The sequence below is a fragment of the Streptomyces sp. NBC_00259 genome (genome assembly GCF_036181745.1).
In the GTDB taxonomy this organism is placed as follows: Bacteria; Actinomycetota; Actinomycetes; order Streptomycetales; family Streptomycetaceae; genus Streptomyces; species Streptomyces pratisoli.
In genome coordinates this window covers 5,482,993-5,506,406 of sequence record NZ_CP108080.1, presented here as the reverse complement: position 1 = coordinate 5,506,406, position 23,414 = coordinate 5,482,993, and the positions used below count along the sequence as shown (strand labels likewise).

Here is a 23,414-nt window from a genome sequence, read left to right as displayed (position 1 = left end):
ATCAACCTCGCAGCTTCGGGTCGAGGGCTTCGCGCATGGCCTCGCCGAGCAGAGTGAAGCCGAGGGCGGTGATGATGATGCCGACCGCCGGATAGAAGGACATCATCGGCGCGTTGTCGAAGAAGCGCTGTGCCTGGGAGAGCATGACGCCCCACTCCGGGACGGCCGGGTCGGGATTGCCGAGACCCAGGTAGGAGAGTGCCGCGGCCTCGATGATGGCGGTGGCGAGGCTGAGCGTCGCCTGGACGATCACCGGGCTGAGCGAGTTCGGCATGATCTGGGTCATGACGATGCGCCGCTTGCGTACGCCGAGGGCGCGCGCGGCGAGCACGTAGTCGCTGCCGCCCTGCGCGAGCATCGAACCCCGCAGGAGCCGGGCGAAGATGGGGATCTGCACCACACCGACGGCGATCATCACCGTGGTCAGCGACTGTCCCATCACCGCGGCGACGGAGACGGCGAGCAGCAGCGACGGCAGGGCCAGCAGGATGTCGGTGACCCGCATGATGGTGTCGTCGACGCGCTGCCCCGCGCGCCCGCCGAGGGTGGCCGCCGCGCCCGACAGGGCGCCGACGAGGGCGCCGAGGACCAGGCCGATGAGCATGGAGACCACACCGACCAGCAGCGTCTGCCGGGCGCCCACGAGCATGCGGGAGAACAGGTCGCGGCCCAGGTGGTCCAGGCCGAACCAGTTCTCCCCCCGGGCGCCGACGAACTTGCCCTGGTTGGGGAAGACTTCACCGCGCCAGGTCTGCGCGGTCGGTGTGTGCGGGGCGAACCACGGCCCCACGATCGCGATCACGACGAAGAGGGCGATGACGACGGCGCCGATGATGGCCATCTTGCTGGAGCGAAGGCGGCGGAACGCCTCGCGCCAGAGGCTGGCACCGCTGGAGCTCTCGGTCTGCGCGGTGAGTTCCGCGAGCCGGTCGATCTTCGACGTCTTGGTAGTTGCCAGGCTCATCAGTGCACCCGCACCCTCGGATCAATGACGCTGTACGCGAGGTCGACCAGCAGGTTGATCAGGACGTACACGGTCGCGATGAACATGATGAAGCCGACGAGCACCGGGTAGTCGCGGGCGTCGATCGCCTTGCGGATGAAGTCGCCGATGCCACCGAAGGAGAACACCGATTCGGTGAGCACCGCGCCCGACAGCAGGCTGCCGGTCAGCAGACCGATCGTGGTGACCACGGGCAGCAGCGCGTTGCGCAGGATGTGCCGGCCGCGGACGACCCTGCGCTCCAGGCCCTTGGATTCGGCGGTGCGGACATAGTCCTCGCCGAGTACCTCCAGCACGCTGGCGCGGGTCATCCGGACGATGACGGCGAGCGGGATGGAGGAGAGGGCGATCGCGGGCAGCACCAGGTGCATGATCGCGTCCCAGGAGGCGTCGAACTCACCGGTGAGGACACCGTCGAGGACGGCGAATCCGGTCACCGTGGTGGCGTCGAGTCCTGTCTCGAGGCGGCCGAAGCTGGGGAAGAGCCCGAGGTTGACCGCGAAGATGCCCTTGAGGAGCAGGGCGAGGAAGAAGACCGGGATGCAGATCCCGACGAGCGACCCGGAGACCGAGGCCACGTCGATCCAGCCGCCGCGCTTGCGGGCGGCGAGGTAGCCGAGCGGGATGCCGACCGCCACGGCGATCAGCATCGCCGCGACGCTGAGCTCCACGGTGGCGGGGAATCTCAGGACGAACTCGTCCCACACCGGCTGTCCGGTCTGGGTCGACGTGCCGAGGTCGAGCTCGAAGATCCGCTTGAGGAAGCGTCCGTACTGGACGTAGAGCGGCTGGTCGAGTCCGAGCGCGCGGTTGATGCGTGCCACTTCGGCTTCGGTCGCCCGCTCGCCCAGGATCGCTGAGGCGGGTCCGCCGGGCAGCCGGTTCAGCCAGATGAAGAGCAGAACCGACAGGCCGAGCAGGGTGGGTATCAGCTGTAGCAGTCGTCGTACGACGAGTCGCAACACCCCGCATGCCCCTTTCTTGCGTGTGTTGTACGAGTGGTACAGGAATGGGATGCGGGTCCGCCCGGCCAACGGCGTTCCGTCGGCCGGGCGGACCCCATGCGGTGTGCTACTTGAAGGAGACCTCGGCGAAGTTCTCCTGCGTCAGCGGGGAGACCTTCGGCGGGTTGACGTTCTTGCCGAAGGCGATGGCCGGCGGCGAGGAGGACAGCGGCACGCCCGGCAGGTACTCCATGATGGCCTCGTTGGCCTTCTTGTAGAGGTCCACACGCTTGGTCGGGTCGGCCTCGATGGAGCCCGCCTTCACCGCGGCGAAGACCTTCGGGTCCTTGAAGCCCCACTGCTTGTCGTACTCGGCGAACCAGGTGCCGATGAAGTTGTAGCCGTCGTTGAAGTCACCGGTCCAGCCGAGCATGTGCAGGGAGCAGGAACCGGCCTCGGTGGCGTCCAGGTAGTCCGGGGCCCACTTCATCGGCTTCGGGGTGACCGTGACGCCGGCCTTCTCCAGGTCGGCCTTGATCAGCTCGAAGATGTCCTGCGGAGCAGGCATGTACGGGCGGGTGACCTCGGTCGGGTAGCAGAAGTCGATCGACAGGTTGCCCGCGCCCGCGGAGGCGAGCAGCGACTTGGCCTTGGCCGTGTCGAAGGGGTACTTCTTCACGTTCTCGGAGAAGCCGGCGACCGTGTCGGGCATGAACTGCGTGGCGACCTTGCCGCCCTCGGGCAGCTGGGTCTTGACCAGGTTCTCGCGGTCGATGGCGTGCGCGATGGCCTGGCGCACGGCGGGCTTCTTCAGCGCCGGGTTCTTCTCCTGGGACATGCCGAGGTAGAAGAGGTTGAAGACGTCACGGGTCGGCACCTTGAAGCCGGCGCTCTCCAGCGTCTTGATGTCGGCGGGGGCGACCAGGTCGTAGCCGTCGATGTCACCGGCCTGCAGCGCCTGACGGCGGCCGTCCTCGGTGTCGATCGTGCGGATGACCAGGTTCTTCACCTTGGCCTTCTCGCCCCAGTAGTCGTCGAAGCGCTCGAGGGTGACTTCCTTGTTGCCCTTGTTCCACTTCGCGATCTTGTACGGGCCGGTGCCGGCGACCGTGCCGGCCTCCTGGCTGTACTTGGGGTACGTGATCGCGTCGCCCTTGGCGGTCGCGTCCTGCTTCTTGTACTCCGCCAGCGCCTTCGGCGAGTGGATGGCGAGGGCCTGGAGCGAGAAGCCGCCGGGCAGGTTGGCCGAGGTCTCGTTGACCTCGATGACCGCGGTGTTCTCGTCCTTGGCGGTGCAGGACTTGTAGTTCGCCTTCGGCGTCTCCTTGTCCTCGTTCTTCGCGAAGCCGCCCATGATGGTCTGCCAGTAGTACGAGACCGCGCTCGACTGGTACGTGCCCGTCCAGTTGAACCAGTGGTCGTAGTTGGCGCAGACCGCGGCCGCGTTGAACGCCTCGCCGTCGTGGAACTTGACGCCCTTGCGGAGGTTGAAGGTCCAGACCTTGCCGGCCGGGTCGGCCGACCACTTCTCGGCGAGACCGCCGACGAGCTTGCTGCCGCCGGACTCGTGCTCCAGCAGCGCCTCGAAGGCCTGACGGGTGACGCGGAACGTCTCACCGTCGCTCGCGAGGGCCGGGTCCAGGGAGCCCGGGTCGCCCGGAGCGCCGAAGACAAAGGTGTCCTTGGCGTCACCCTTGTCGCCGCCCTTGTCGCGCTCGCTCGAGCAACCCGTGGCGATGAGGCCGACCGCGACGGCCGCCGTTATCACCCTGACGGCTCTGGACTTGAATATTGGCATGGTCCACCCCTGGAATCCGCCTGTGGAGGAGGTCTTGACCGGCCGAACACTACAGACGAGTCTCGAACGGGAGAACAGTCCGCATAGCGGTGATGCACACCTGAGACCCGGACACTCGCCAAAACGGGTCCATCCGGGACATCGGACCGCGTCCCGTTAACTTCCAGGACACGGAACGCCGTTGGGCGGGCGGCCCGCCGGGGGGTGGGTCAGCGGTACTGGGCGGTGGGTGGCGGGTAGCCGTAGCCCGGCTGCTCGGGCGGCGCGGCGTGGGCCTCACGGTCGTAGAAGGGGCGGGCATTGGCCCGCAGCCACATGGTCACCGGGTCGTACTCGTCGGACATGGCGACGGTGGACACCGGGAGTCCGTCCGGGACGGCGGCGATCGACTGCTGCATCATCGCGCGCACCGTGTCGACGGACTGCTGGCCCGTGTCGTACAGGTCGAGGCCGATGGCGAGATACGGGGCGCCGAGCGCGGGCTGCACCCAGGCGCGGCGCAACGAGCGGACGGCCGGGGTGCGGTGGGCGTTCTGCGTGAGGAGGGCGAAGAACTGCGGGATCTCGATGGCCGGCTCGGAAAGCCTCAACGGCCCGGCGGGCATCCGGTCGAGGCCGGTGGCGATCCGGCGCAGATCGGCCCAGGGGATGCCGACGCCGCCGCCCGGCGCGTGCGGGTTGAGCCAGATACCCCAGCGGTCGGGGTAGAGGGCGCGGGCGATGTCGACGCCACCGACCACTTCGTGCGACCTGGTCCAGCCGGAGGCGGAGAGCTCCTGCGCGGAGGTGACACAGGGCGCGTAGCCGAGGCCGTCCACCTCCATGTTTCCGTACTGGGCGTCGGGGGAGCCCGCCCGGCCGTGCCAGAGGAGCATCCAGACCCGGCCGTCGGAGAGGGCGTGCAGGAGCGCCTCGTACGCGTCGTAGCGCCCGGGCGTCACCTGGCGCAGCATGTGCTCGACCTGCCCGGCCGCAGCGGTGCCTGACGCACTCACTCTGGGTCCCGCCCCTCTTCGATCCGCCGTTCCCTCGGGCCGCCCTGGGCACACGAGTGCGGCGACCACGTCATCAAACCAGCTTAAGCGGCCGTACCGACACCAACTTGACGACTACGCGTACTGGCGGGTGTAGAACGGCCGTACCCGGTTGAGCATCCAGTCGCCGACCGGGTCCTGGGCGATGTCCAGCAGCACGAGGTTGACCGGCCACTTCACGGCGACGCGGCCGAGCGCGCGGCCGAGCGCGTCCATGGGCGCGGTGCGGTCGGGGTCGTCGAAGGCGGAGAGCTGGACGCCGACGAAGAGGACGGGGTCGCCGCCCTCGACGCTGGCCAGCACCCGGCGGGCGGTCTGCACGACCCGGGTGGACTCGAACTCGCCCGCGGCGGCGGCGAGGAAGTCGACCGGCTCCTCCTGCCAGTCCGGTTCGAAGAGCCGGACGCGGCCGCCGCTCGCCGAACCGTCCAGTGCCGTACGACCTCCCCGGCACAGCTCGGCGACGGCGGGCGGTGGGAGCGGTACGCCCACGGCGCCGCCGGGGTTCACGGCGATACCGAGCTGCGGGGGCAGCCCGCGGGCGAACTCGACGGCCGGCGCGACGGTGCCGGACATCTGGTCGCCCATGCAGAGGAGGAACTGGTGCTGGGAGCTGAAGACGGGGACGTACGGCGCGCCGTCGATCTCCAGGGTCGGCAGGTCGAGGCCGGGGCTGTCGGGGCCGCCGCCGTTGGGCAGGGGCACCCAGACGGCGCTGCGGGCCAGCACCTCGACGAGGCGGCCACCGGCCGCGGGGTTGCCGACCGAGGCGGCGAGCACCTCTTCGAGCTCATTGGCGGGCCATGTCGTGTCCACGTGCGTTCCCTGCTTCCCCGTCCGGCCCCGTGGGGCCGTGATGTCCTGCGCAGCAGGGTAACGGGCACGGACGCGGCCCCGTCCCGGGCGCCCGCTTCCGGGGCTCCGGCCCGCGAACCCGCTCCCGGCCCCTGAGCCCGCTCGCCGCGTCCCCCGCGGGCGCGGGGAACGGGCGAGGCAGGCCACCGTGGCCGCATCCCCCGTCGCCGGACGGCTCCAGCCGGGTCCGTCCGGCGATGGGGATCGAACGCTCCGGTCAGGGCGCCTCGGTGAAGGCGATGCGGGAGAGGGCCGAGGCGCCCTCGCGGTCCAGGAGGACCGCGGAGGCACAGCCCGCGGGAAGGCGGCCGCGCTCCGCGTCGCGGATGAGGCGGCCCACCGCGCGCCGGTGGCGGGCGAAGGCGTAGCCGGAGACGCCCCGGCCGCGCTCCCGCTGGCCCGCGCGGGCGACGTCCGGGGTCACGTCCAGCAGGAGGAGGTGGAGGGCACGGCCACGGCGGCGGGCCTCGCGGGCCAGCCAGCGCCGCACCCAGGACTGCGTCCCGCAGTCGTGGACGACCACGCTCGCTCCGGAGTGCAGTGCGCGCCACAGCCCGGCGTAGTGGGCCAGACGGACGAGCGGGCGGTAGACGGCGTACGGCAGCCGCCGTGGCATCCAGCGGGCCCAGCGGTCGCGGGCGTCCTGCGAGTCGATCCCGCCGCCCTCGGCCGTGCGCCGGATCAGCGTGGACTTCCCGCTTCCGGGCAGCCCGGAGATCACCACCACGTCCCCGCGGCCGAAGGCGAGCACGCGCGGGCCGCGCCCGCCCCGTTCCCGCAGGTCACGCACGACCGGCGTGTCCGTGGCGACACCCAGGAGCTCGCGCCGTGGCGCACCCGGCCGAGCCGGAACTCGTGGCCGGGCGGGCACCCCGGCCGTCGCCGGATACGCACCGGTCCGATGCAACGTCATCACTCTCCCCCTGTCGGGTCTGACGAGACCCTGCCCAAGAAGCTTAAAGAAAAGGTAATGACCAACAAGTGATTTGCCGATCAGGGCGCCCGTGCAATGATGTCCGCGCAAACTGCATACCGGCCGCTTGAATCCGCGCGGGAGAGTCCTGGCCACTGTGTGGGCCGGGCGCCGAAGGAGCAAGTCCCTCCCTTGAATCTCTCAGGCCCCGTACCGCGCGCGATGAGGCAGATCTGAAAAGCGGGCCGCAGCTCCTGTGGCTCCACCCAAGGTGCAAGTCGCGATCACCCGCATATGTGGTCGTGATGAACCTCTCAGGTTTCGATGACAGATGGGGAGGATCGTCCTCGCCAGTCATGCCCTGGGAGCCCCATCCATGAGCAACGCCCCCCGTCTCACCGCCCTCGATGCCCTGCATCGCTCGCTGGGCGCGACGATGACCGATTTCGCCGGCTGGGACATGCCGCTGCGATACGCGAGTGAGCGCGACGAGCACAACGCCGTACGCACCAAGGCCGGTCTGTTCGACCTCTCCCACATGGGCGAGATCACCGTCACCGGGCCGCAGGCCGCAGCCCTGCTGGACCACGCGCTGGTCGGGAACATCGGCGGCGTCGCCGTCGGCCGTGCCCGCTACACGATGATCTGCCGTGAGGACGGCGGCATCCTCGACGACCTGATCGTCTACCGCCTCGGCGAGACCGAGTACATGGTCGTCGCCAACGCCTCGAACGCGCAGATCGTCCTGGACGCCCTCGCCGAGCGGGCGGGCGGCTTCGACGCGGCTGTACGCGACGACCGTGACGCATATGCGCTCATCGCCGTACAGGGCCCCGAGTCCCCCGGCATCCTCAAGTCGCTCACCGACGCCGACCTGGAGGGACTGAAGTACTACGCGGGCCTCCCCGGCACCGTCGCCGGCGTCCCCGCCCTGATCGCCCGTACCGGCTACACCGGCGAGGACGGCTTCGAGCTGTTCGTCGAGCCGCAGCACGCGGAGAAGCTGTGGAAGGCGCTGACCGAGGCGGGAGAGCCGGTCGGTCTCGTCCCCTGCGGTCTGTCCTGCCGCGACACGCTGCGCCTGGAGGCGGGCATGCCGCTGTACGGCAATGAGCTGACCACCTCGCTCACCCCCTTCGACGCGGGTCTGGGGCGGGTCGTGAAGTTCGAGAAGGAAGGCGACTTCGTCGGGCGTGCGGCTCTCGAGGCCGCCGCCGAGCGTGCCGCGGACAACCCGCCGCGCAAGCTCGTCGGCCTGATCGCCGAGGGCCGCCGGGTGCCGCGCTCGGGCATGTCCGTGGTCGCCGGCGGCGAGGTCGTCGGCGAGGTCACCTCCGGTGCCCCGTCCCCGACCCTGGGCAAGCCGATCGCGATCGCCTACGTGGACGCGGCGCACGCCGAAGCGGGCAGCGAAGGCGTGGGCGTCGACATCCGCGGTACCCATGAGCCGTACGAGGTCGTGGCGCTCCCCTTCTACAAGCGCCAGAAGTAGTCACTCCAGCAGCTTCAGCAGCCCCCATCAGCAGCACTCCCCCGCGTACAGGAGAATTCAGGTCATGAGCAACCCCCAGCAGCTGCGTTACAGCAAGGAGCACGAGTGGCTGTCGGCCGCCGAGGACGGCGTGTCGACGGTCGGCATCACGGAGCATGCGGCGAACGCCCTCGGCGATGTCGTGTACGTCCAGCTCCCGGAGGTCGGTGACACGGTGACCGCGGGCGAGACCTGCGGTGAGCTGGAGTCGACCAAGTCGGTCAGCGACCTGTACTCCCCGGTGACCGGCGAGGTCGTCGCGGCCAACCAGGACGTCGTGGACGACCCGTCGCTGGTGAACTCCGCCCCGTTCGAGGGTGGCTGGCTGTTCAAGGTGCGCGTCGCGGAGGAGCCGAAGGACCTGCTCTCCGCCGCCGAGTACACCGATTTCGCCAGCTGACCAGACCCGACCGTAGGGATCGCGTGATGTCGCTTCTCAACACCTCTCTCCACGAGCTCGACCCGGATGTCGCCGCCGCCGTCGACGCCGAGCTCCACCGTCAGCAGTCCACCCTGGAAATGATCGCCTCGGAGAACTTCGCCCCGGTCGCGGTCATGGAGGCACAGGGCTCCGTCCTCACCAACAAGTACGCCGAGGGCTACCCGGGCCGCCGCTACTACGGCGGCTGTGAGCACGTCGACGTGGTCGAGCAGATCGCCATCGACCGCATCAAGGAGCTGTTCGGCGCCGAGCACGCCAACGTCCAGCCGCACTCGGGTGCCCAGGCCAACGCGGCGGCGATGTTCGCGCTGCTCAAGCCGGGCGACACGATCATGGGTCTGAACCTCGCCCACGGCGGGCACCTGACCCACGGCATGAAGATCAACTTCTCCGGCAAGCTCTACAACGTGGTCGCGTACCACGTCGACGACGCCACCGGCCAGGTCGACATGGCCGAGGTCGAGCGGCTCGCCAAGGAGTCCAAGCCGAAGCTGATCGTGGCCGGCTGGTCCGCGTACCCGCGCCAGCTGGACTTCGCCGCGTTCCGCCGGATCGCGGACGAGGTCGGCGCGTACCTGATGGTCGACATGGCCCACTTCGCGGGTCTGGTCGCGGCCGGTCTGCACCCGAACCCGGTGCCGCACGCCCATGTCGTGACCACGACCACGCACAAGACGCTGGGCGGCCCGCGCGGTGGCGTGATCCTCTGCACCTCCGAGCTGGCCAAGAAGATCAACTCCGCGGTCTTCCCCGGCCAGCAGGGCGGTCCGCTGGAGCACGTCATCGCGGCGAAGGCGGTCTCCTTCAAGGTCGCGGCCTCCGAGGAGTTCAAGGAGCGCCAGCAGCGCACCCTGGACGGCTCGAAGATCATCGCCGAGCGTCTGGTCCAGGACGACGTCAAGCAGGCGGGTGTCTCGGTCCTGTCCGGCGGCACGGACGTCCACCTGGTCCTGGTGGACCTGCGACACTCGGAGCTGGACGGCCAGCAGGCCGAGGACCGGCTCCACGAGGTCGGCATCACGGTCAACCGCAACGCGGTCCCGAACGACCCCCGTCCGCCGATGGTCACCTCGGGCCTGCGTATCGGTACGCCGGCGCTCGCCACCCGCGGTTTCCAGGCGGAGGACTTCCGTGAGGTCGCCGACGTCATCGCCGAGGTGCTCAAGCCGTCGTACGACGCCGAGGCCCTGAAGGCACGCGTCTCGGCGCTGGCCGCGAAGCACCCGCTTTACCCTGGTCTGTAAGCGAAGCCCGCAAGCAGCCCGCAGCAGAACAACAGGGGCACCGCGCACACTGGACAGTGAGTGCGGTGCCCCGCACCACGTACCGCCCCTCTGCACCACACCCCTGGCAGACGACGGCGTCTACCACCTCAAGGAGTACCCCGTGGCCATCTCGGTCTTCGACCTGTTCTCGATCGGCATAGGCCCGTCCAGCTCCCACACGGTCGGCCCGATGCGAGCCGCCGGCCTGTTCGCCCGCCGGCTGAAGAACGAGGGCGTGCTCGCCCACACCACCGCGGTACGGGCCGAGCTGTACGGCTCGCTGGGGGCGACCGGCCACGGCCACGGCACCCCGAAGGCCGTCCTGCTGGGCCTGGAGGGCGAGTCCCCGCGCACCGTCGACGTCGAGACCGCCGACGACCAGGTCGAGCGCATCAAGGCCACCAAGCGGATCAACGTGCTCGGGGCACACGAGATCGACTTCGACTTCGACGAGGACCTCGTCCTGCACCGCCGCAAGGCGCTCCCGTACCACGCGAACGGCATGACCCTGTGGGCGTACGACGCCGAGGGCGCCACGCTGATGGAGAAGACGTACTACTCGGTAGGCGGCGGCTTCGTCGTCGACGAGGACGCCGTCGGCGAGGACCGGATCAAGCTGGACGACACCGTGCTGAAGTACCCCTTCCGCACCGGTGACGAGTTGCTGCGGCTCGCCCGCGAGACCGGCCTGTCGATCTCCGCGCTGATGCTGGAGAACGAGAAGGCCTGGCGCACCGAGGAGGAGATCCGCGAGGGCCTGCTGGACATCTGGCGGGTCATGCAGGCCTGTGTCTCGCGCGGCATGTCCCGCGAGGGGATCCTGCCGGGCGGTCTGAAGGTGCGCCGCCGGGCCGCCACCACCGCGCGCAAGCTGCGCTCCGAGGGCGACCCGCTGGCGCTCTCGATGGAGTGGATCACGCTCTACGCGATGGCCGTGAACGAGGAGAACGCGGCGGGCGGCCGCGTCGTCACCGCCCCGACGAACGGCGCCGCGGGCATCATCCCCGCGGTCCTGCACTACTACATGAACTTCGTGCCCGGCGCCGACGAGGACGGGGTGATCCGCTTCCTGCTGGCGGCCGGAGCGGTCGGCATGCTCTTCAAGGAGAACGCGTCGATCTCCGGCGCCGAAGTCGGCTGCCAGGGCGAGGTCGGCTCGGCGTGCTCCATGGCGGCCGGCGCGCTCGCCGAGGTGCTCGGCGGCTCCCCGGAGCAGGTGGAGAACGCCGCGGAGATCGGCATGGAGCACAACCTGGGCCTGACCTGCGACCCGGTCGGCGGCCTCGTGCAGATCCCGTGCATCGAGCGCAACGGCATGGCGGCGGTCAAGGCCGTCACGGCGGCCCGGATGGCGATGCGGGGCGACGGCAGCCACAAGGTCTCCCTGGACAAGGTCATCAAGACCATGAAGGAGACCGGCGCGGACATGTCCGTGAAGTACAAGGAGACCGCGCGCGGCGGTCTCGCGGTGAACATCATCGAGTGCTGAGGACCTAGGCCCTGACCAGCGCTTTCATGTCTTTCAGCGCTGTCAGGGCCTTCCTTGCCTCCGCGGCGGGGACGCCATGGCTGCCTGACCTCCGACGGAGGCCCCTCATCCAGCACAAACTTGAGCGGGAAGAGCGTCGTTCAAGGAAGGCGCGGAACGAGCTCCAGCCAGGCTCGCGTCTCCCGGAAGGCGCGGTCGTCACCTTCCAGGAGTGCGCGGAGGGGAAGCAGCGGAGTCAGCATGTTCTTGATTCGGCGCAGGTGCAGCATCTGATCCCGCGACGCCGATCTCCACCCTTCGGCGAGCCGCGCGCCTGCCTCCGGGGACACTCCCACGTTCCGCAGGATCTCTGAGCAGAGAGCGGGAAGGTCCCGAGCCGCATCCGCGGTGCTGACCCCGAACTCCCGGATCATGTAGGCACGCACGTGGGCGGACTCGGCCATCGCCTGCTGTGGCGTCCGGCTCCGCTCCTTTCTTGAGATTGCGGAGAGAGCAAGACGACCCCATCGGAGCCTGGTTTCGCACGAGAGATCGTGGGACTGCATGCCGCCGACGGCGAAATCACGCACCTGTTCCCAGTACTCCAGCGAGCGGGCCCCCGCTTCGGGTGTCAGCACGTACCGTTCCAGGTCCTCCAGCGAAGAACCGAGGAACCGGCGCCCGCTCCCGTGGCAGCCGCGCGCTTCAGGGGAACGGTCAGAGGATGGGGATTCCGGCATGTTCAAGGCCTCCTTCCCGATGTCAAGGCTCTCCTGCGAGGGCCGGCCCCGACGACACGAGGACGGCCCCGGCGCATGCGCCGGGGCCGTCCTATGTACGCCGTCGGCGTCGGGACCGGTCAGGCCTGGTCGATCGACGCCCAGAACTCGTCGAAGGTCAGCATGCCGTCGCCGTTGCCGTCCTTGGTCTTGATGACAGCTTCCGCGACCGTCTCGGTCACGTGGAAGTCGCCGAGCTGCGCCATGGCGCTCTTGTACTCGGCGGCAGAGATCAGCCCGTCGCCGTTCAGGTCGAATCGATCGAAGGCCTTACGTGCCGACTCGATGTCCGCCACAGGTCCACCCCTTCTTCATGCATCACTGACGGAGGCCAGATTATCGGCGGCGGGCGGTGATCCGGCCCGCGGGGGCATCGGGGACGATGGGGACATGAGCGAATCGGTGGCACGGATCCTGGCAGCGGCCGCGCGCGGAGACTTCCCGCCGCAGGACGGCCGTACCACCGTGGTCCCGCAGCCCGGTGCGCGGGACGCGGGCGTGCTGGCCTTCACGGCGCACTCGGTGGTGTTCACCGACGAGGATCCGCAGTGGGTACGGGGCGCCCTGGCCGCCGCGGCGAGCGATCCCCTCGCCGCGAGCATGAACCCCGGTTTCCTGCACGCCTTGATGACCAGGACCGGCCGTTCCATGAACACCATCGATCTGCTGACCGTCGCCGACGCACGTCCCGGGCCACCGGGGCTCGCGCTGCGGGAGATCGAGGACCCGGCGCATCCGCGGGTCGCACGGGCGCTCAAGTACCGCGACGAGGTACGGGTGTGGGCCGCGGACGGCGGGGTGCTGGTGCTGGGCCGCGGGGTCGCCGGGCGCTGGGAGGCCGCGATCGAGGTCGACCTGGAGGCTCGTGGCGCGGGACTGGGGGTGGAGCTCGCGCTCGCGGCACGCCATCTGGTCCCCGGCACACACATCTGGGCCCAGCAGTCACCCGGAAACGCCCGCAGCGTACGGACGTTCCAGCAGGCCGGCTATCGACCGGTCGGCTCCGAGGCCCTGTTGACCGCCGGCTGACGCCCCGGGCGCCGCACGCTCCGGGCGCCGCGCGCGCCGTCGCCCGGCCGTACCGTCGCCCGGCCGTGCGGTCGTCTCCGGAGCCCAACCCGCGGTCGGGTCAGCGGAAGACCCCGGTGTGGCCGAGCGAGTAGCGTCCCGGCTGCGGATACACCGCGAGTCCGTGCGGGCCGCTGCCGACCGGGATGCGGGCGAGCTGTTCACCGGTCGTGGTGTCGACCGCGTACACCTCGGAGTGGTAGCGCCCGGACAGCCACAGGACCCGGCCGTCCGCGGAGACGCCGCCCATGTCCGGTGAGCCGCCGCCCGGCAGCTGCCACTTCTTCGTCAGCCTGTCCCGGGCGAAGTCGAAGACCGAGATGGATCCCTCGCCACGGTTGGTGATGTACATCTCCCGCGAGTCACGGCTGACGTAGAGGCCGTGGCAGCCCTTGCCGGTGAGCAGCAGGTTCGGCGTGGTGAACTTCTCTCCGTCCAGGACCCACACGCCGTGGGCGACCATGTCGGCGATGTAGAAGGTCCTGCCGTCCGGCGAGATCTTCACGTCCTGCGGCATCGCGCCGCCGTACGGAAGCTTCTGCTGGCCGATGACCTCCATCGTCTCCGTGTCGACCTTGAGCAGTTCCCCGGAGAACTCGCAGGAGACGATGAAGTACCGCCCGTCCGCGGAGAAGTCGGCGTGGTTGACGCCGTAGCAGGAGACCGGCGTGGTCTTGACCGTCCGCATCGTGTGCGGGTCACGGAAGACCAGTTCCCGGTCGAGGGAGGCCATGACGACGGCGTGGCGGCCGTTGGGCGTGAAGTAGAGGTTGTACGGGTCATGGACCTCGACGGGCTCGCCCGCGATGCCGGTGGCCGGGTCGATCGGGGTGAGGGAGTGGCCACGGTTGTTGTTCACCCAGAGGGTCTTGAGGTCCCAGGACGGCACGACGTGCTGGGGCTGGACACCGACCGGGATGGTCTCGACGACCTTGTACGTGGCCGGGTCGATGACCGAGACCGTGTTGGAGTTGGTGTTGGGGACGTAGACCCGCGACGGGAAGTCCCTCACCACCGGCGAGAGCCTGCCGGGGCGGTCGGCGGCGTAGACGTCCTTGGGATCGAGGAGCGGCGGCATACCGGGCAGCCCGGCCGGAGCGACGGCCTCCCTGCTCCGAAGCGGCAGCGCGGACCGCGGGACGTCCGCGTCCCGCTCTTCGGGTGCGCTGCAGCCGGCACCGGGGACGGCGAGCAGGGCGGCCGCGAGGAGAGGCAGGGATCGCTTGGTGAGATGCAGCATCAGGTCGGCAGCTCCGTGATCGGCACCGCGGGCGGTCGGTGCCCGCACGGTAGGGGCGATGCAGGCGAAAAGTAACGATTGGCACACTTCAGGACCTTCGCGGCTCGCGCGTCAGGTCTACACCAACCGATGCTTCACCCGGATGCGCCCATACCTATTCACGGTTTACCAGGTGAGTGGCCCAGTTCACCTTTAATTCAACATTAAAATGTCAACTTATGTCCGAGTTTGAACTGATAGGTACTTTTGGCAGTAGGTCGCATGTCTGCCATAGTCGGTGGCACGACCCCCACTGACCCGGGCCAGGTCGTCCAGAAGAAGCGGGCCGTGGATACACCCCCTCCGTCCACGACCGCACACGCGAAGCCCCCTCAGCGCCGCAGCACGGCGGACAGGGGGCTTTCGTGCGTCAGCGTTCGGAGACCCGCATCTCGAACCAGGTGGTCTTGCCGCGCGGCAGCAGATCGACACCCCACCGGTCGGAGAGCTTGTCGACGAGGAAGAGCCCGCGCCCACTGGTGTCCAGCTCGTGCACGGGCAGCAGACAGGGCAGCCCGCGCGAGGGGTCACGCACCTCGATACGGATCCAGCCGCGCCGTCGCACCATCCGCAACCCGAACACCCGCGCGCCGGTGTGCCGCACCGCGTTGCCCACGAGCTCGGAGACGAGCAGGATCGCGTGCTCGGCGATCTGCGGCGAAAGCGCCCACTGACGCAGGACCACACACTGCGTCAGCCTTCGGGCGGTGGCCGCGGACTCGGGACGGGACGGGAGCTGGACCTCCTCGTCCGTCGGATCACCGAACAACTCGACCGCCCTGAGCGCCTGCTCGTCCTCGACGGCCGGCAACCACCGCGCGGCGGTCGCGCCGCCCCGCGCCCACGGTTGCTCAGCACCTTCCAGCCCCGCCATGGCCCCCATCATGGCCGCATCAGGCCCCTCCAGGGGCCGTTCCCCAGGAATCGATGTCCCGGAACGCACCGTTCCGGGACATCGGCCCGACATATGCCCCTGACAGGAGGAGGACCATCACAGCCCGACTGACCTGCGGTGACGCACCGCACACGCATGCTCGCCACAAGCAGTGACGCCAAACGCCTTAAGGTTTCTTTAAGGCTCGATTAAGCCGCACACGAGGTTGACGCTCCGAGCCTCCGTGTCCAACCAGGAGCCCGGCAAGGGCAGTTCAGACGAACTTCGCCTTGCCCGGGCCCTCCTCGACGAAGCTGCGCATGCCCCGCTCACGGTCCTCGGTCGCGAACAGCCCCGCGAACCAGTTCCGTTCGATGGCGAGACCGGTGTCGATGTCGGTCTCCAGCCCGGCGTCGACGGACTCCTTGGCGGCCCGCAGGGCCAGCGCCGGCCCCTGGGCCAGCTTCGCCGCCCACGCGTGGGCCTGCTCGTACACCTCGGCGGCCGGGACGACCCGGTCGACCAGGCCGATGGCCAGGGCCTCCTCGGCCTTCACCTGGTGACCGGTGAAGATCAGGTCCTTGGCCTTGGAGGGGCCCACCAGCCGGGCGAGCCGCTGGGTGCCGCCCGCACCCGGGATCAGGCCGAGCAGGATCTCCGGCTGACCCAGCTTGGCGTTGTCGGCGGCGATCCTGAAGTCGGCGCAGAGCGCCAGCTCGCAGCCGCCGCCCAGGGCGTAGCCGGTGACGGCGGCGACGACGGGCTTGGGGATACGGGCGACGGCGGTGAACGAGTCCTGGAGGGCCTTGGACCGCTTGACCATCGCGGCGTGGTCCATGACCTGCATCTCCTTGATGTCCGCGCCCGCCGCGAACACCTTCTCCCCGCCGTAGATGATCACGGCCCGTACGTCGTCGCGGTCGGTCGCCTCGGCGGCGAGTTCGCGCAGCCGGTCCTGGGTGGCGATGTCCAGGGCGTTCATCGGCGGGCGGTCCAGGCGGATGGTGCCGACGCCTTCGGAGACTTCGAGTTCGACTGTCATACGGGGAGGTTAGCCCCCGTTAACGCACGAGGGCCCGGTGCTGTCCGTCACAGCACCGGGCCCCGCGTCCGTATGCGTCGCGGACCTACTTGGTCCACTCCGCCCAGGACATGTTCCAGCCGTTCAGGCCGTTGTCCGGGGAGATCTGCTTGTCCTTGGAGTTCTTCACGATCACGACGTCGCCGATGATCGAGTTGTTGTACATCCACGCCGCCGGCGTACCGCCGTCGTACGCGCCGCGCACATCGCGCAGACCCACACAGCCGTGGCTGACGTTGGCGGAACCGAAGGTGCCCCTCGATGCCCAGTAGTTGCCGTGCATGAAGGTGCCCGACGTGGACAGGCGCATCGCGTGCGGCACGTCCTTGATGTCGTACTCCCCGCCGAAGCCCACGGTGGCGCCGTTCATGCGCGTCACCTTGTACTTCTCGCTGATGACCATCTGGCCGTTGTACGTGGTCGTCGACGGGGCGCCCGCGGTGATCGGGATGGTCTTGACGACCTTGCCGTCACGCACGACCTTCATGGTGTGGACCTTGGCGTCCACGGTGGAGACCTGGCTGCGGCCGATGGTGAACGTCACCGTCTTGGCCTGCTTGCCGTACACGCCGGGCCGGCCCTCGACGCCGTCGAGGTTCAGCTTGACCGTCACCTTCGTGCCCGCGGCCCAGTACTTCTCGGGGCGGAAGTCCAGCCGGTCGTTGCCGAACCAGTGGCCCTCGACCGGGACCGACGGCTCGGCGGTCACCTTGATGGCGTTCTCGACGGCCTCGGGGTTGGTGATGCCGCGGGTGAAGTTGATGGAGACCGGCATGCCGACGCCGACGGTGGAACCGTCCTCCGGCGTGTAGTGGCCCACGAAGGTGTTCTTCGGGACGAGCGTGGTGAAGGTCGTGTCCTTCGCGGACTCCCGGCCCTCGGCGTCCTTGGCGACCGCGTGCACCTTGTACTTGGTCGCGGCGGCGAGATGCGCGAGCGGCTCCCAACTCGTGCCGCCCGCGGCGATCTTCCCTTCGACCGCGTTGCCCTTGTCGTCCTGGACGGCGACCTCGGTCAGCTTGCCCTTGTCGGCGCTCACCTTCAGCGCGCCGCTGGTGGCGACCGAGTCGGCGCCGTCCTTGGGCGCGATGGTGACGACCGCCTGCGAGGCCGCCGTACCGACCTTGCCGCCGTCCTTGACGCCCTTGTCGCCGCCACTGCCGCTGTCGTTGCCGCCGCCCCCGCAGGCGGACACCAGCAGCAGCAACGCCCCCATGGCGAGGGCCGGCAGCGCGGCACGCCCGCGTCGCCGGCCCTTGCGGACCGATGCCCCCGATATCGGCTGCCCGTTCACGATGTGCTGTCTCCCCTCGCACGGCCTGGCCCCGCCATGGCCCGCACCCCCACGCGCTCGACCGGCGCGTACTGCGATAGATAATCACACCGCAAGCCTCGGGAGCTTCTTGCAAATGTCACCGTTCCGTCGCAAATCTGCCCGGTAACCATGCAGGCCATGCGGAACGGCCGGGGTCATCTCAGCGCCGAGCCGATCTGCCAATCCCGCCAGTTCATGTTCCAGCCGCTCAGACCGTTCCAGGGCGCCACGACCCGGTCAGGGGAATTGACCACTTCCACCACGTCGCCGATCAGTGTCCGGTCGAAGAACCAGCCCGCCGGGGAGTCCTGACTGCCGCCCTTCTCGTCGCGCAGTCCGATGCAGCCGTGGCTGACGTTCCGCAGGCCGAAGATGCGCGGGTCGACCCAGTAGTTGCCGTGCAGGAAGGTGCCCGAGGTGGTGAGCCGCATCGCGTGCGGCACGTCCTTGATGTCGTACTCGCTCTTGCCCTGCCGGTCCGTGAAGCCGACCGTGGCGCCGTTCATGCGGGTGACGTCGAACATCTCGCTGACGACCATCTTGCCGTTGTACGTCCGCGTCTTCTTCCCCCCGGTGGTGACCGGCAGGGTCGTCACCAGCCGGCCGTCGCGGCGTACCTCCATCGTGCGTTCCCTGGCGTCGACCACGGAGGTCTGCGAACGTCCCACGGTGAAAGCGATGGTCTTGCGCTGGATGCCGAACACACCGGGCGCGCCCTCGACGTCCCGCAGCCGCATGTCGACGGTCACCTTGGTGCCCGGCTTCCAGTACGCGCGCGGACGGAAGTCGAGCCGTTCCGCGTCGAACCAGTGGCCGACGACCTCCACCGGCGGTACGGAGGTGACCCGGATGGCGCGTTCCACGGCGGCGCGGTTCTTGATGCCCCGGTTGAAGTCGAACGAAATGATCATGCCGGTGCCGACGGTGGTGCGGTTCTCCGGGATGACGTAGCCGGTGAACCGCTGCTCGGGCACGACGGTGGTGAACGTGGTGTGCCGGGCCGAACGACGGCCGTGGGCGTCCAGGGCCACCGCGTCCACGCGGTACTTGGCGGCCAGTGCCAGCCGGGTGCCGTCGGCGGGCCGCCAGCTCAGCCCGTCCTGCGAGATCGCACCGGGGACCTTGGCGGGCCGCGCGTCCTCGATCTGCGTCACCTCGACCCGCTCCAGCCGCCCGTCGGGCACGGTCACTTCCAGCCTGCCGTCCGCGGCGACGCCCTCGGCCTCGTCCTCGGGCGTGATCCGGATGGTGTCCCCGGGCGCCCGTGGCTTGTCGCCCTCGGTGCCCGGAACGCCGCCGGTACAGCCGGTCAGCCCGGCCAGCAGTCCTGTCCACAGCAGGGCGACGACCAGCGTGGCCCTCGTCCGCCTCACCGCGTTGCTCACTTCAGTCCACCTCGTGGGGGTCGCAAAGACACAGCACGTTCCGCCCAACGACCGCCACCCTCCTGGGGAAACGTGACAGCGGGTCATGTTGGGAGTAGCACAGCGCGGGCAGAACTGGTGGGAGGACCACGCGCGGGGGCAGCGGCCGGGACGCCGTGTGCAGCAGCCGGCGGGGCCCGACGAGCCGCGGGAGGCCGACACGTGTCGAGCGCAGCCGAGCAGGAGGCAGTGCGGGAAGGGGAGCGTCCCCTTCCCGCCGTGGGGCGGCGTCCGGGCCCGAACGGACGGCGCGGGGAGGCGGAGGTCCCCGTACCGCCCGTCTGGCCGGGGGCACCGACCCCGCTGGGCGCGCGGTACCGGGTCGGTCCCGACGGGGTCGCCGGCACCAACTTCGCGCTGTGGGCTGGCGGGGCCGAGGCCGTAGAGCTGTGTCTGTTCGACGGGGCGGGGACGGAGACCAGGCTGCCGCTGGCCGAGCTGACGCATGAGATCTGGCACGGCTTCGTACCCGGCGTACGGCCGGGCCAGCGCTACGGCTTCCGGGTCCACGGCCGCTGGGACCCCTGGACCGGCGGCCGCTGGAACCCGGCGAAGCTGCTCCTCGACCCGTACGCCCGTGCCGTCGACGGCGAGTTCGCCCTGCCGCCCGAGGTGTACGGGCATGTGCGCGACTGGCCGCAGCAGCATGTGGCCGACACCGTGCGCGACGACCGGGACTCGGCGCCGTACGTCCCCAAGGGCGTCGTCGTCCACGACGACGCGCCGGACGACGAGTGGGCCGACGACCGGCGGCCCAAGACGCCGTGGGCCGACTCGGTCATCTACGAACTGCACGTACGCGGCTTCACCAAGCTCCACCCGGACATCCCCCAGGAGCTGCGCGGTACGTACGCGGGCCTCGCCCATCCGGCGGCGATCGCGCATCTCGTACGGCTCGGGGTGACCGCGGTCGAGCTGCTGCCGGTGCACCAGTTCGCCCACGAGGACCATCTCCTGCGGCGCGGGCTGAGGAACCACTGGGGCTACAACTCCATCGGCTACTTCGCGCCGCACGCCGCCTACAGCGCGTCCGGGACGGCCGGGCAGCAGGTCGGCGAGTTCAAGCGGATGGTGCGGGCACTGCACGCCGCGGGCATCGAGGTGATCCTCGACGTCGTCTACAACCACACGGCGGAGGCGGGCGAACTGGGGCCGACGCTCAGTCTCAAGGGCATCGACAACCGCGGCTACTACCGCCTCCAGGCAGACGCCCGCCGCTACGCCGACTACACCGGCTGCGGCAACACCCTCCATGTCGTCCAGCCCCATGTGCTGCGACTGATCACCGACTCACTGCGCTACTGGGTCACCGAGATGGGCGTCGACGGCTTCCGCTTCGATCTCGCCGCGGCGCTCGCCCGCTCGATGCACGACGTGGACATGCTCTCCCCGTTCCTCGCCGTGATCGCCCAGGACCCCGTGCTGCGGCGGGTGAAGCTGATCGCCGAACCGTGGGACGTCGGCAACGGCGGCTACCAGGTGGGGGCGTTCCCGCCGCTGTGGACGGAGTGGAACGACCGCTACCGGGACGCGGTCCGGGACTTCTGGCGCGGTGCGCTGCCCGACGTACGCGACCTCGGCTACCGCCTCTCCGGCTCCAGCGACCTGTACGCCTGGGGCGGCCGGCGGCCGTACGCCTCGGTCAACTTCATCACCGCCCACGACGGCTTCACCCTGCGCGACCTGGTCAGTTACGAGCGCAAGCACAACGAGGCGAACGGCGAGGGCAACCGGGACGGCACGAACGACAACCGTTCCTGGAACTGCGGTGCCGAGGGCGAGACCGACGACCCCCGGATCAACGCGCTGCGTCGGCGCCAGATCCGCAACCTGCTCACCACCCTGCTGCTGTCCACGGGTGTGCCGATGCTGGTCGCCGGCGACGAGATGGGCCGTACGCAGGGCGGCAACAACAACGCGTACTGCCAGGACAACGAGGTCGGCTGGCTCGACTGGTCGCTGCTGGAGCAGCCTGGGTCGAGCGGGCTGCTGGCCCTCACCTCCCGGCTGCTCGCCCTGCGCGGGGCGCATCCGGTGCTGCGCCGCCGGGCGTTCTTCTCCGGCCGGCCGCAGACCGCCGACGGACTGCGGGACCTCGCGTGGTTCACCCCGCGCGGCAAGGAGATGACCGAACAGGACTGGTACGCGCCCGCCTCGACGGTCGCGCTCTTCCTCTCCGGCCGGGACATCCCCGGCCGGGACACGCGCGGCGCACAGGTCGTCGACGACAGCTTTCTGACGATCCTGCACGCGGCCGACCGGCCGACGGCCTTCCAGCTGCCGGGGCCGCCGTGGGCGGAGGCGTACGAACTGGTCGTCGACACCTCGCTGGAGGAGCAGTCGTCGGCGCCGGGAACGGTGCACCGGGGCGGCGAGCGGGTGACGGTGCCGGGGCGGTCGGTGCTGCTGCTGCGGGTGTGCGACGGGCGGTGACGCGCCGGTCAGCCCAGGATGCCCCGGTCGTAGCCGGCCGCCACGGCCGCCGCGCGGTCCTTGACCGCCAGCTTGGCGTAGATGTGGGTGAGATGGGTCTTCACGGTGGCCTCGCTGATGAACAGCACGGCGGCGATCTCGCGGTTCGAGGTGCCCCTGGCGACCAGTGCGAGCACTTCGCGCTCGCGTGCGCTGAGGGGCTCGTCGCGCGGGACGGGATTGCGGACGCGGGAGACCAGCCGTGAGGCGACCGCCGGGGAGAGGACCGTACGGCCCTCGGCGGCGGCACGGACGGCGGTGAACAGCTCCTCGCGCGGGGCGTCCTTGAGGAGGTAGCCGGTCGCGCCCGCCTCGATGGCCGGGAGCGTGTCGGCGTCGGTGTCGTACGTGGTGAGGACGAGGACCTTGACACGGTATCGCCGGCGGGTGATCTCGGCGATGGCCTCGACCCCGCCACCGCCGGGCATCCGCAGGTCCATGAGGACGACATCGGGGTCGAGCCGCTCGGTGAGCGCGACACCCTGGACCCCGTCGGCCGCCTCGCCGAGCACCGCGAAGCCGGGCGCCGACTCGAACATGCCGCGCAGCCCGTCCCGTACGACGGGATGGTCGTCGACGATCAGCACGGAGATGGTCCGGTCAGCCATGGCGCACCAACGGTACGCGAGCCGAGACCGCGGTACCGCCGCCCGGCTCGGATTCGACGGAGACCGTGCCGGCGATGCGTGCGGCGCGGGCGCGCATACCGTCCAGACCGAAGCCGCTCGTGCCGGTACGGGCGGGCAGGACGCGGGGGTCGAAGCCGCGCCCGTCGTCCCGGACGTCGAGCGTCACTTCGTCGCCCATGTACGACAGGGTCACCCCGGCCCGGTCGGCGCGGGCGTGCCGGGCGGTGTTGGCGAGGGCTTCCTGGGCGATCCGCAGCAGCGTGGCGGCGACCTCGACGTGCAGGGTCTCCACGGCTCCCGTGACGGTGAAGCGGGCCGGGACACCGCTGCGTTCCGACCACTGGGCGACCGTCTTCTCCAGCGCCTCGGGCAGTTCGTCGTGGGCGAGGGCCGACGGGGAGAGGTTCTGCACCGAGCGGCGGGCCTCGCCGAGGCTGTGCCGGGCGAGGGCGGCGGCCCGCTCCGCGTGCGTGCGGGCGACGGCCGCGTCGTCGGTGCCGGTGACCACCTGCAACTGGGCGACGATGCCGGTCAGTCCCTGGGCGATCGTGTCGTGGATCTCGGCGGCGAGCCGGCGCCGCTCGTCGGCGACGCCCGCCTCCCGGGCCTGGACGACGAGCTGGGCGTGCAGCCCCGCGTTCTCCTCCAGCGCCTGCTCCAGACGGGCGTTGGTGCGCTCCAGCTCGGCGATCGTGGCGGCCTTCTGCCGAGCGCTCTCGGCCTCCTCCACCGCGATCCTGGCGAAGACGAGCGACAGACAGGCGTTGAGGGCGAACAGCGCGCCGAACGCGACCCAGTTCATCGCCGTCGCCGGCGGCAGCCCGCCGGACTGCGAGCCCGCCATCGTCACGGCGGTGGCGACCAGTCCGGCGTACGCCCAGCGGCGCGGCAGCAGGATGCCGGCGTCGAAGTAGCCGAGCACGGCGTAGATGGCGAAGAACGGGTTGAGCCAGGTGAGCGCGAACGCGAGGACGGTACGGGCCGCGTAGTAGATCCGCGCGGGTGCGGCGAACTCCGGTGTCCCGGGCCGGGTGCGGCTCCACCACAGCTCCAGGACGAGTGCCACCGGCAGCAGGACGAGCGCCACGTACCGTTCGGTGCCGGGCGTCAGCGACGGCGCGGTGGCGGCCGCGATCGGGGCGGAGAGGCCGAGCAGGGCGTACGGGCCGTGGCGGAGGAACTGTTCCCAGCGCTGTTCGGCGGTGGTCATGCGCCCAGTGTCCCCCGGGTGCCGGGGAAG

Annotated in this window: 21 protein-coding genes and 1 riboswitch; of the genes, 6 read left to right on the top strand and 15 right to left on the bottom strand. The window is 70.0% G+C overall.

The features are described from left to right. Position 1: 1 nt before the first annotated feature. The 6 genes from OG766_RS25045 to OG766_RS25020 form a co-directional block, all read right to left on the bottom strand. Complete coding sequence (locus tag OG766_RS25045; protein WP_266383549.1) at positions 2-964, bottom strand: ABC transporter permease; 963 nt, start codon at positions 962-964, stop codon at positions 2-4. Continuing rightward, a complete protein-coding gene (locus tag OG766_RS25040; RefSeq protein WP_266383546.1) occupies positions 964-1,968 on the bottom strand; it encodes an ABC transporter permease in 1,005 nt (334 codons plus the stop codon). Before OG766_RS25040 ends, OG766_RS25045 begins: the two co-directional genes overlap by 1 nt. Before the next feature lie 106 nt (positions 1,969-2,074). Next, positions 2,075-3,745, bottom strand: a complete 1,671-nt coding sequence (locus tag OG766_RS25035) for an ABC transporter substrate-binding protein (protein WP_266383544.1) — start codon at positions 3,743-3,745, stop codon at positions 2,075-2,077. Between the two features lie 209 nt (positions 3,746-3,954). Further along, positions 3,955-4,740, bottom strand: a complete 786-nt coding sequence (locus tag OG766_RS25030) for an enhanced serine sensitivity protein SseB C-terminal domain-containing protein (RefSeq protein ID WP_328726250.1) — start codon at positions 4,738-4,740, stop codon at positions 3,955-3,957. Between the two features lie 114 nt (positions 4,741-4,854). Next, positions 4,855-5,595, bottom strand: a complete 741-nt coding sequence (locus tag OG766_RS25025) for an enhanced serine sensitivity protein SseB (protein WP_266383538.1) — start codon at positions 5,593-5,595, stop codon at positions 4,855-4,857. A 256-nt stretch (positions 5,596-5,851) separates the two neighbouring features. Then, on the bottom strand, positions 5,852-6,547 hold the full coding sequence (locus tag OG766_RS25020) for an AAA family ATPase (RefSeq protein WP_328726249.1): 696 nt from the start codon (positions 6,545-6,547) through the stop codon (positions 5,852-5,854). Positions 6,548-6,675: 128 nt separating this feature from the next. Next, positions 6,676-6,773: riboswitch (glycine riboswitch) on the top strand. Between the two features lie 150 nt (positions 6,774-6,923). Between OG766_RS25020 and gcvT the strand changes: the two genes are divergently transcribed. The 4 genes from gcvT (at position 6,924) to OG766_RS25000 (ending at position 11,274) form a co-directional block, all read left to right on the top strand. After that, positions 6,924-8,039 (top strand): glycine cleavage system aminomethyltransferase GcvT, encoded by a 1,116-nt coding sequence (gcvT, locus tag OG766_RS25015; RefSeq protein WP_266383533.1) that lies wholly within the window; start codon positions 6,924-6,926, stop codon positions 8,037-8,039. Positions 8,040-8,103: 64 nt separating this feature from the next. Next, positions 8,104-8,478: a glycine cleavage system protein GcvH gene (gene gcvH / locus OG766_RS25010; protein ID WP_266383531.1), complete on the top strand. Its 375-nt coding sequence runs from the start codon at positions 8,104-8,106 to the stop codon at positions 8,476-8,478. A 26-nt stretch (positions 8,479-8,504) separates the two neighbouring features. Next, the gene (glyA, locus tag OG766_RS25005; RefSeq protein WP_328726248.1) at positions 8,505-9,764 is read left to right on the top strand and encodes a serine hydroxymethyltransferase; all 1,260 of its coding nucleotides are present in this window, start codon (positions 8,505-8,507) and stop codon (positions 9,762-9,764) included. Positions 9,765-9,906: 142 nt separating this feature from the next. Beyond that, on the top strand, positions 9,907-11,274 hold the full coding sequence (locus tag OG766_RS25000) for an L-serine ammonia-lyase (protein ID WP_266383526.1): 1,368 nt from the start codon (positions 9,907-9,909) through the stop codon (positions 11,272-11,274). 140 nt (positions 11,275-11,414) lie between these two features. Here OG766_RS25000 and OG766_RS24995 read toward each other — a convergent pair whose 3' ends face one another. Continuing rightward, positions 11,415-11,993: a hypothetical protein gene (locus tag OG766_RS24995; protein WP_266383523.1), complete on the bottom strand. Its 579-nt coding sequence runs from the start codon at positions 11,991-11,993 to the stop codon at positions 11,415-11,417. A 119-nt stretch (positions 11,994-12,112) separates the two neighbouring features. Next, complete coding sequence (locus OG766_RS24990) at positions 12,113-12,328, bottom strand: EF-hand domain-containing protein (protein WP_266383520.1); 216 nt, start codon at positions 12,326-12,328, stop codon at positions 12,113-12,115. A 94-nt stretch (positions 12,329-12,422) separates the two neighbouring features. On the opposite strand from OG766_RS24990, the gene OG766_RS24985 reads away from it, so the two are divergent. Then, a complete protein-coding gene (locus OG766_RS24985) occupies positions 12,423-13,061 on the top strand; it encodes a GNAT family N-acetyltransferase (RefSeq protein WP_328726247.1) in 639 nt (212 codons plus the stop codon). Between the two features lie 100 nt (positions 13,062-13,161). On the opposite strand, the gene OG766_RS24980 is transcribed toward OG766_RS24985, so the two are convergent. From OG766_RS24980 to OG766_RS24960, 5 genes are all read right to left on the bottom strand, one after another. After that, positions 13,162-14,340, bottom strand: coding sequence for a YVTN family beta-propeller repeat protein (locus OG766_RS24980; RefSeq protein ID WP_266383515.1), 1,179 nt, complete (start codon positions 14,338-14,340; stop codon positions 13,162-13,164). A gap of 409 nt (positions 14,341-14,749) precedes the next feature. Beyond that, positions 14,750-15,253 (bottom strand): ATP-binding protein, encoded by a 504-nt coding sequence (locus OG766_RS24975; RefSeq protein WP_266383513.1) that lies wholly within the window; start codon positions 15,251-15,253, stop codon positions 14,750-14,752. A gap of 274 nt (positions 15,254-15,527) precedes the next feature. After that, positions 15,528-16,295 carry an enoyl-CoA hydratase/isomerase family protein gene (locus OG766_RS24970; protein WP_328726246.1) on the bottom strand — a complete coding sequence of 256 codons (768 nt, stop codon included), beginning with the start codon at positions 16,293-16,295 and terminating at the stop codon, positions 15,528-15,530. 85 nt (positions 16,296-16,380) lie between these two features. Beyond that, positions 16,381-17,628 (bottom strand): L,D-transpeptidase, encoded by a 1,248-nt coding sequence (locus OG766_RS24965; RefSeq protein ID WP_328726245.1) that lies wholly within the window; start codon positions 17,626-17,628, stop codon positions 16,381-16,383. 176 nt (positions 17,629-17,804) lie between these two features. Continuing rightward, on the bottom strand, positions 17,805-19,034 hold the full coding sequence (locus OG766_RS24960; RefSeq protein ID WP_266383503.1) for a L,D-transpeptidase: 1,230 nt from the start codon (positions 19,032-19,034) through the stop codon (positions 17,805-17,807). A gap of 201 nt (positions 19,035-19,235) precedes the next feature. Here OG766_RS24960 and glgX point away from each other — a divergent pair, with 201 nt between their 5' ends. After that, positions 19,236-21,506: a glycogen debranching protein GlgX gene (glgX, locus tag OG766_RS24955; protein WP_328726244.1), complete on the top strand. Its 2,271-nt coding sequence runs from the start codon at positions 19,236-19,238 to the stop codon at positions 21,504-21,506. An 8-nt stretch (positions 21,507-21,514) separates the two neighbouring features. Here glgX and OG766_RS24950 read toward each other — a convergent pair whose 3' ends face one another. Then, on the bottom strand, positions 21,515-22,153 hold the full coding sequence (locus tag OG766_RS24950; protein WP_328726243.1) for a response regulator transcription factor: 639 nt from the start codon (positions 22,151-22,153) through the stop codon (positions 21,515-21,517). Then, on the bottom strand, positions 22,146-23,384 hold the full coding sequence (locus tag OG766_RS24945; RefSeq protein WP_328726242.1) for a sensor histidine kinase: 1,239 nt from the start codon (positions 23,382-23,384) through the stop codon (positions 22,146-22,148). The genes OG766_RS24950 and OG766_RS24945 overlap by 8 nt, the downstream gene beginning before the upstream one ends. Positions 23,385-23,414: the final 30 nt, after the last annotated feature.

What these genes read in the sequence shown, in the direction of transcription:
- OG766_RS25045 (WP_266383549.1), bottom strand. Translation starts at nt 964, where the DNA reads ATGAGCCTGGCAACTACCAAGACGTCGAAGATCGACCGGCTCGCGGAA.
- OG766_RS25035 (WP_266383544.1), bottom strand. Translation starts at nt 3,745, where the DNA reads ATGCCAATATTCAAGTCCAGAGCCGTCAGGGTGATAACGGCGGCCGTC.
- OG766_RS25020 (WP_328726249.1), bottom strand. Translation starts at nt 6,547, where the DNA reads ATGACGTTGCATCGGACCGGTGCGTATCCGGCGACGGCCGGGGTGCCC.
- gcvT (WP_266383533.1), top strand. Translation starts at nt 6,924, where the DNA reads ATGAGCAACGCCCCCCGTCTCACCGCCCTCGATGCCCTGCATCGCTCG.
- gcvH (WP_266383531.1), top strand. Translation starts at nt 8,104, where the DNA reads ATGAGCAACCCCCAGCAGCTGCGTTACAGCAAGGAGCACGAGTGGCTG.
- glyA (WP_328726248.1), top strand. Translation starts at nt 8,505, where the DNA reads ATGTCGCTTCTCAACACCTCTCTCCACGAGCTCGACCCGGATGTCGCC.
- OG766_RS24995 (WP_266383523.1), bottom strand. Translation starts at nt 11,993, where the DNA reads ATGCCGGAATCCCCATCCTCTGACCGTTCCCCTGAAGCGCGCGGCTGC.
- OG766_RS24985 (WP_328726247.1), top strand. Translation starts at nt 12,423, where the DNA reads ATGAGCGAATCGGTGGCACGGATCCTGGCAGCGGCCGCGCGCGGAGAC.
- OG766_RS24980 (WP_266383515.1), bottom strand. Translation starts at nt 14,340, where the DNA reads ATGCTGCATCTCACCAAGCGATCCCTGCCTCTCCTCGCGGCCGCCCTG.
- OG766_RS24975 (WP_266383513.1), bottom strand. Translation starts at nt 15,253, where the DNA reads ATGGCGGGGCTGGAAGGTGCTGAGCAACCGTGGGCGCGGGGCGGCGCG.
- OG766_RS24970 (WP_328726246.1), bottom strand. Translation starts at nt 16,295, where the DNA reads ATGACAGTCGAACTCGAAGTCTCCGAAGGCGTCGGCACCATCCGCCTG.
- OG766_RS24950 (WP_328726243.1), bottom strand. Translation starts at nt 22,153, where the DNA reads ATGGCTGACCGGACCATCTCCGTGCTGATCGTCGACGACCATCCCGTC.
- OG766_RS24945 (WP_328726242.1), bottom strand. Translation starts at nt 23,384, where the DNA reads ATGACCACCGCCGAACAGCGCTGGGAACAGTTCCTCCGCCACGGCCCG.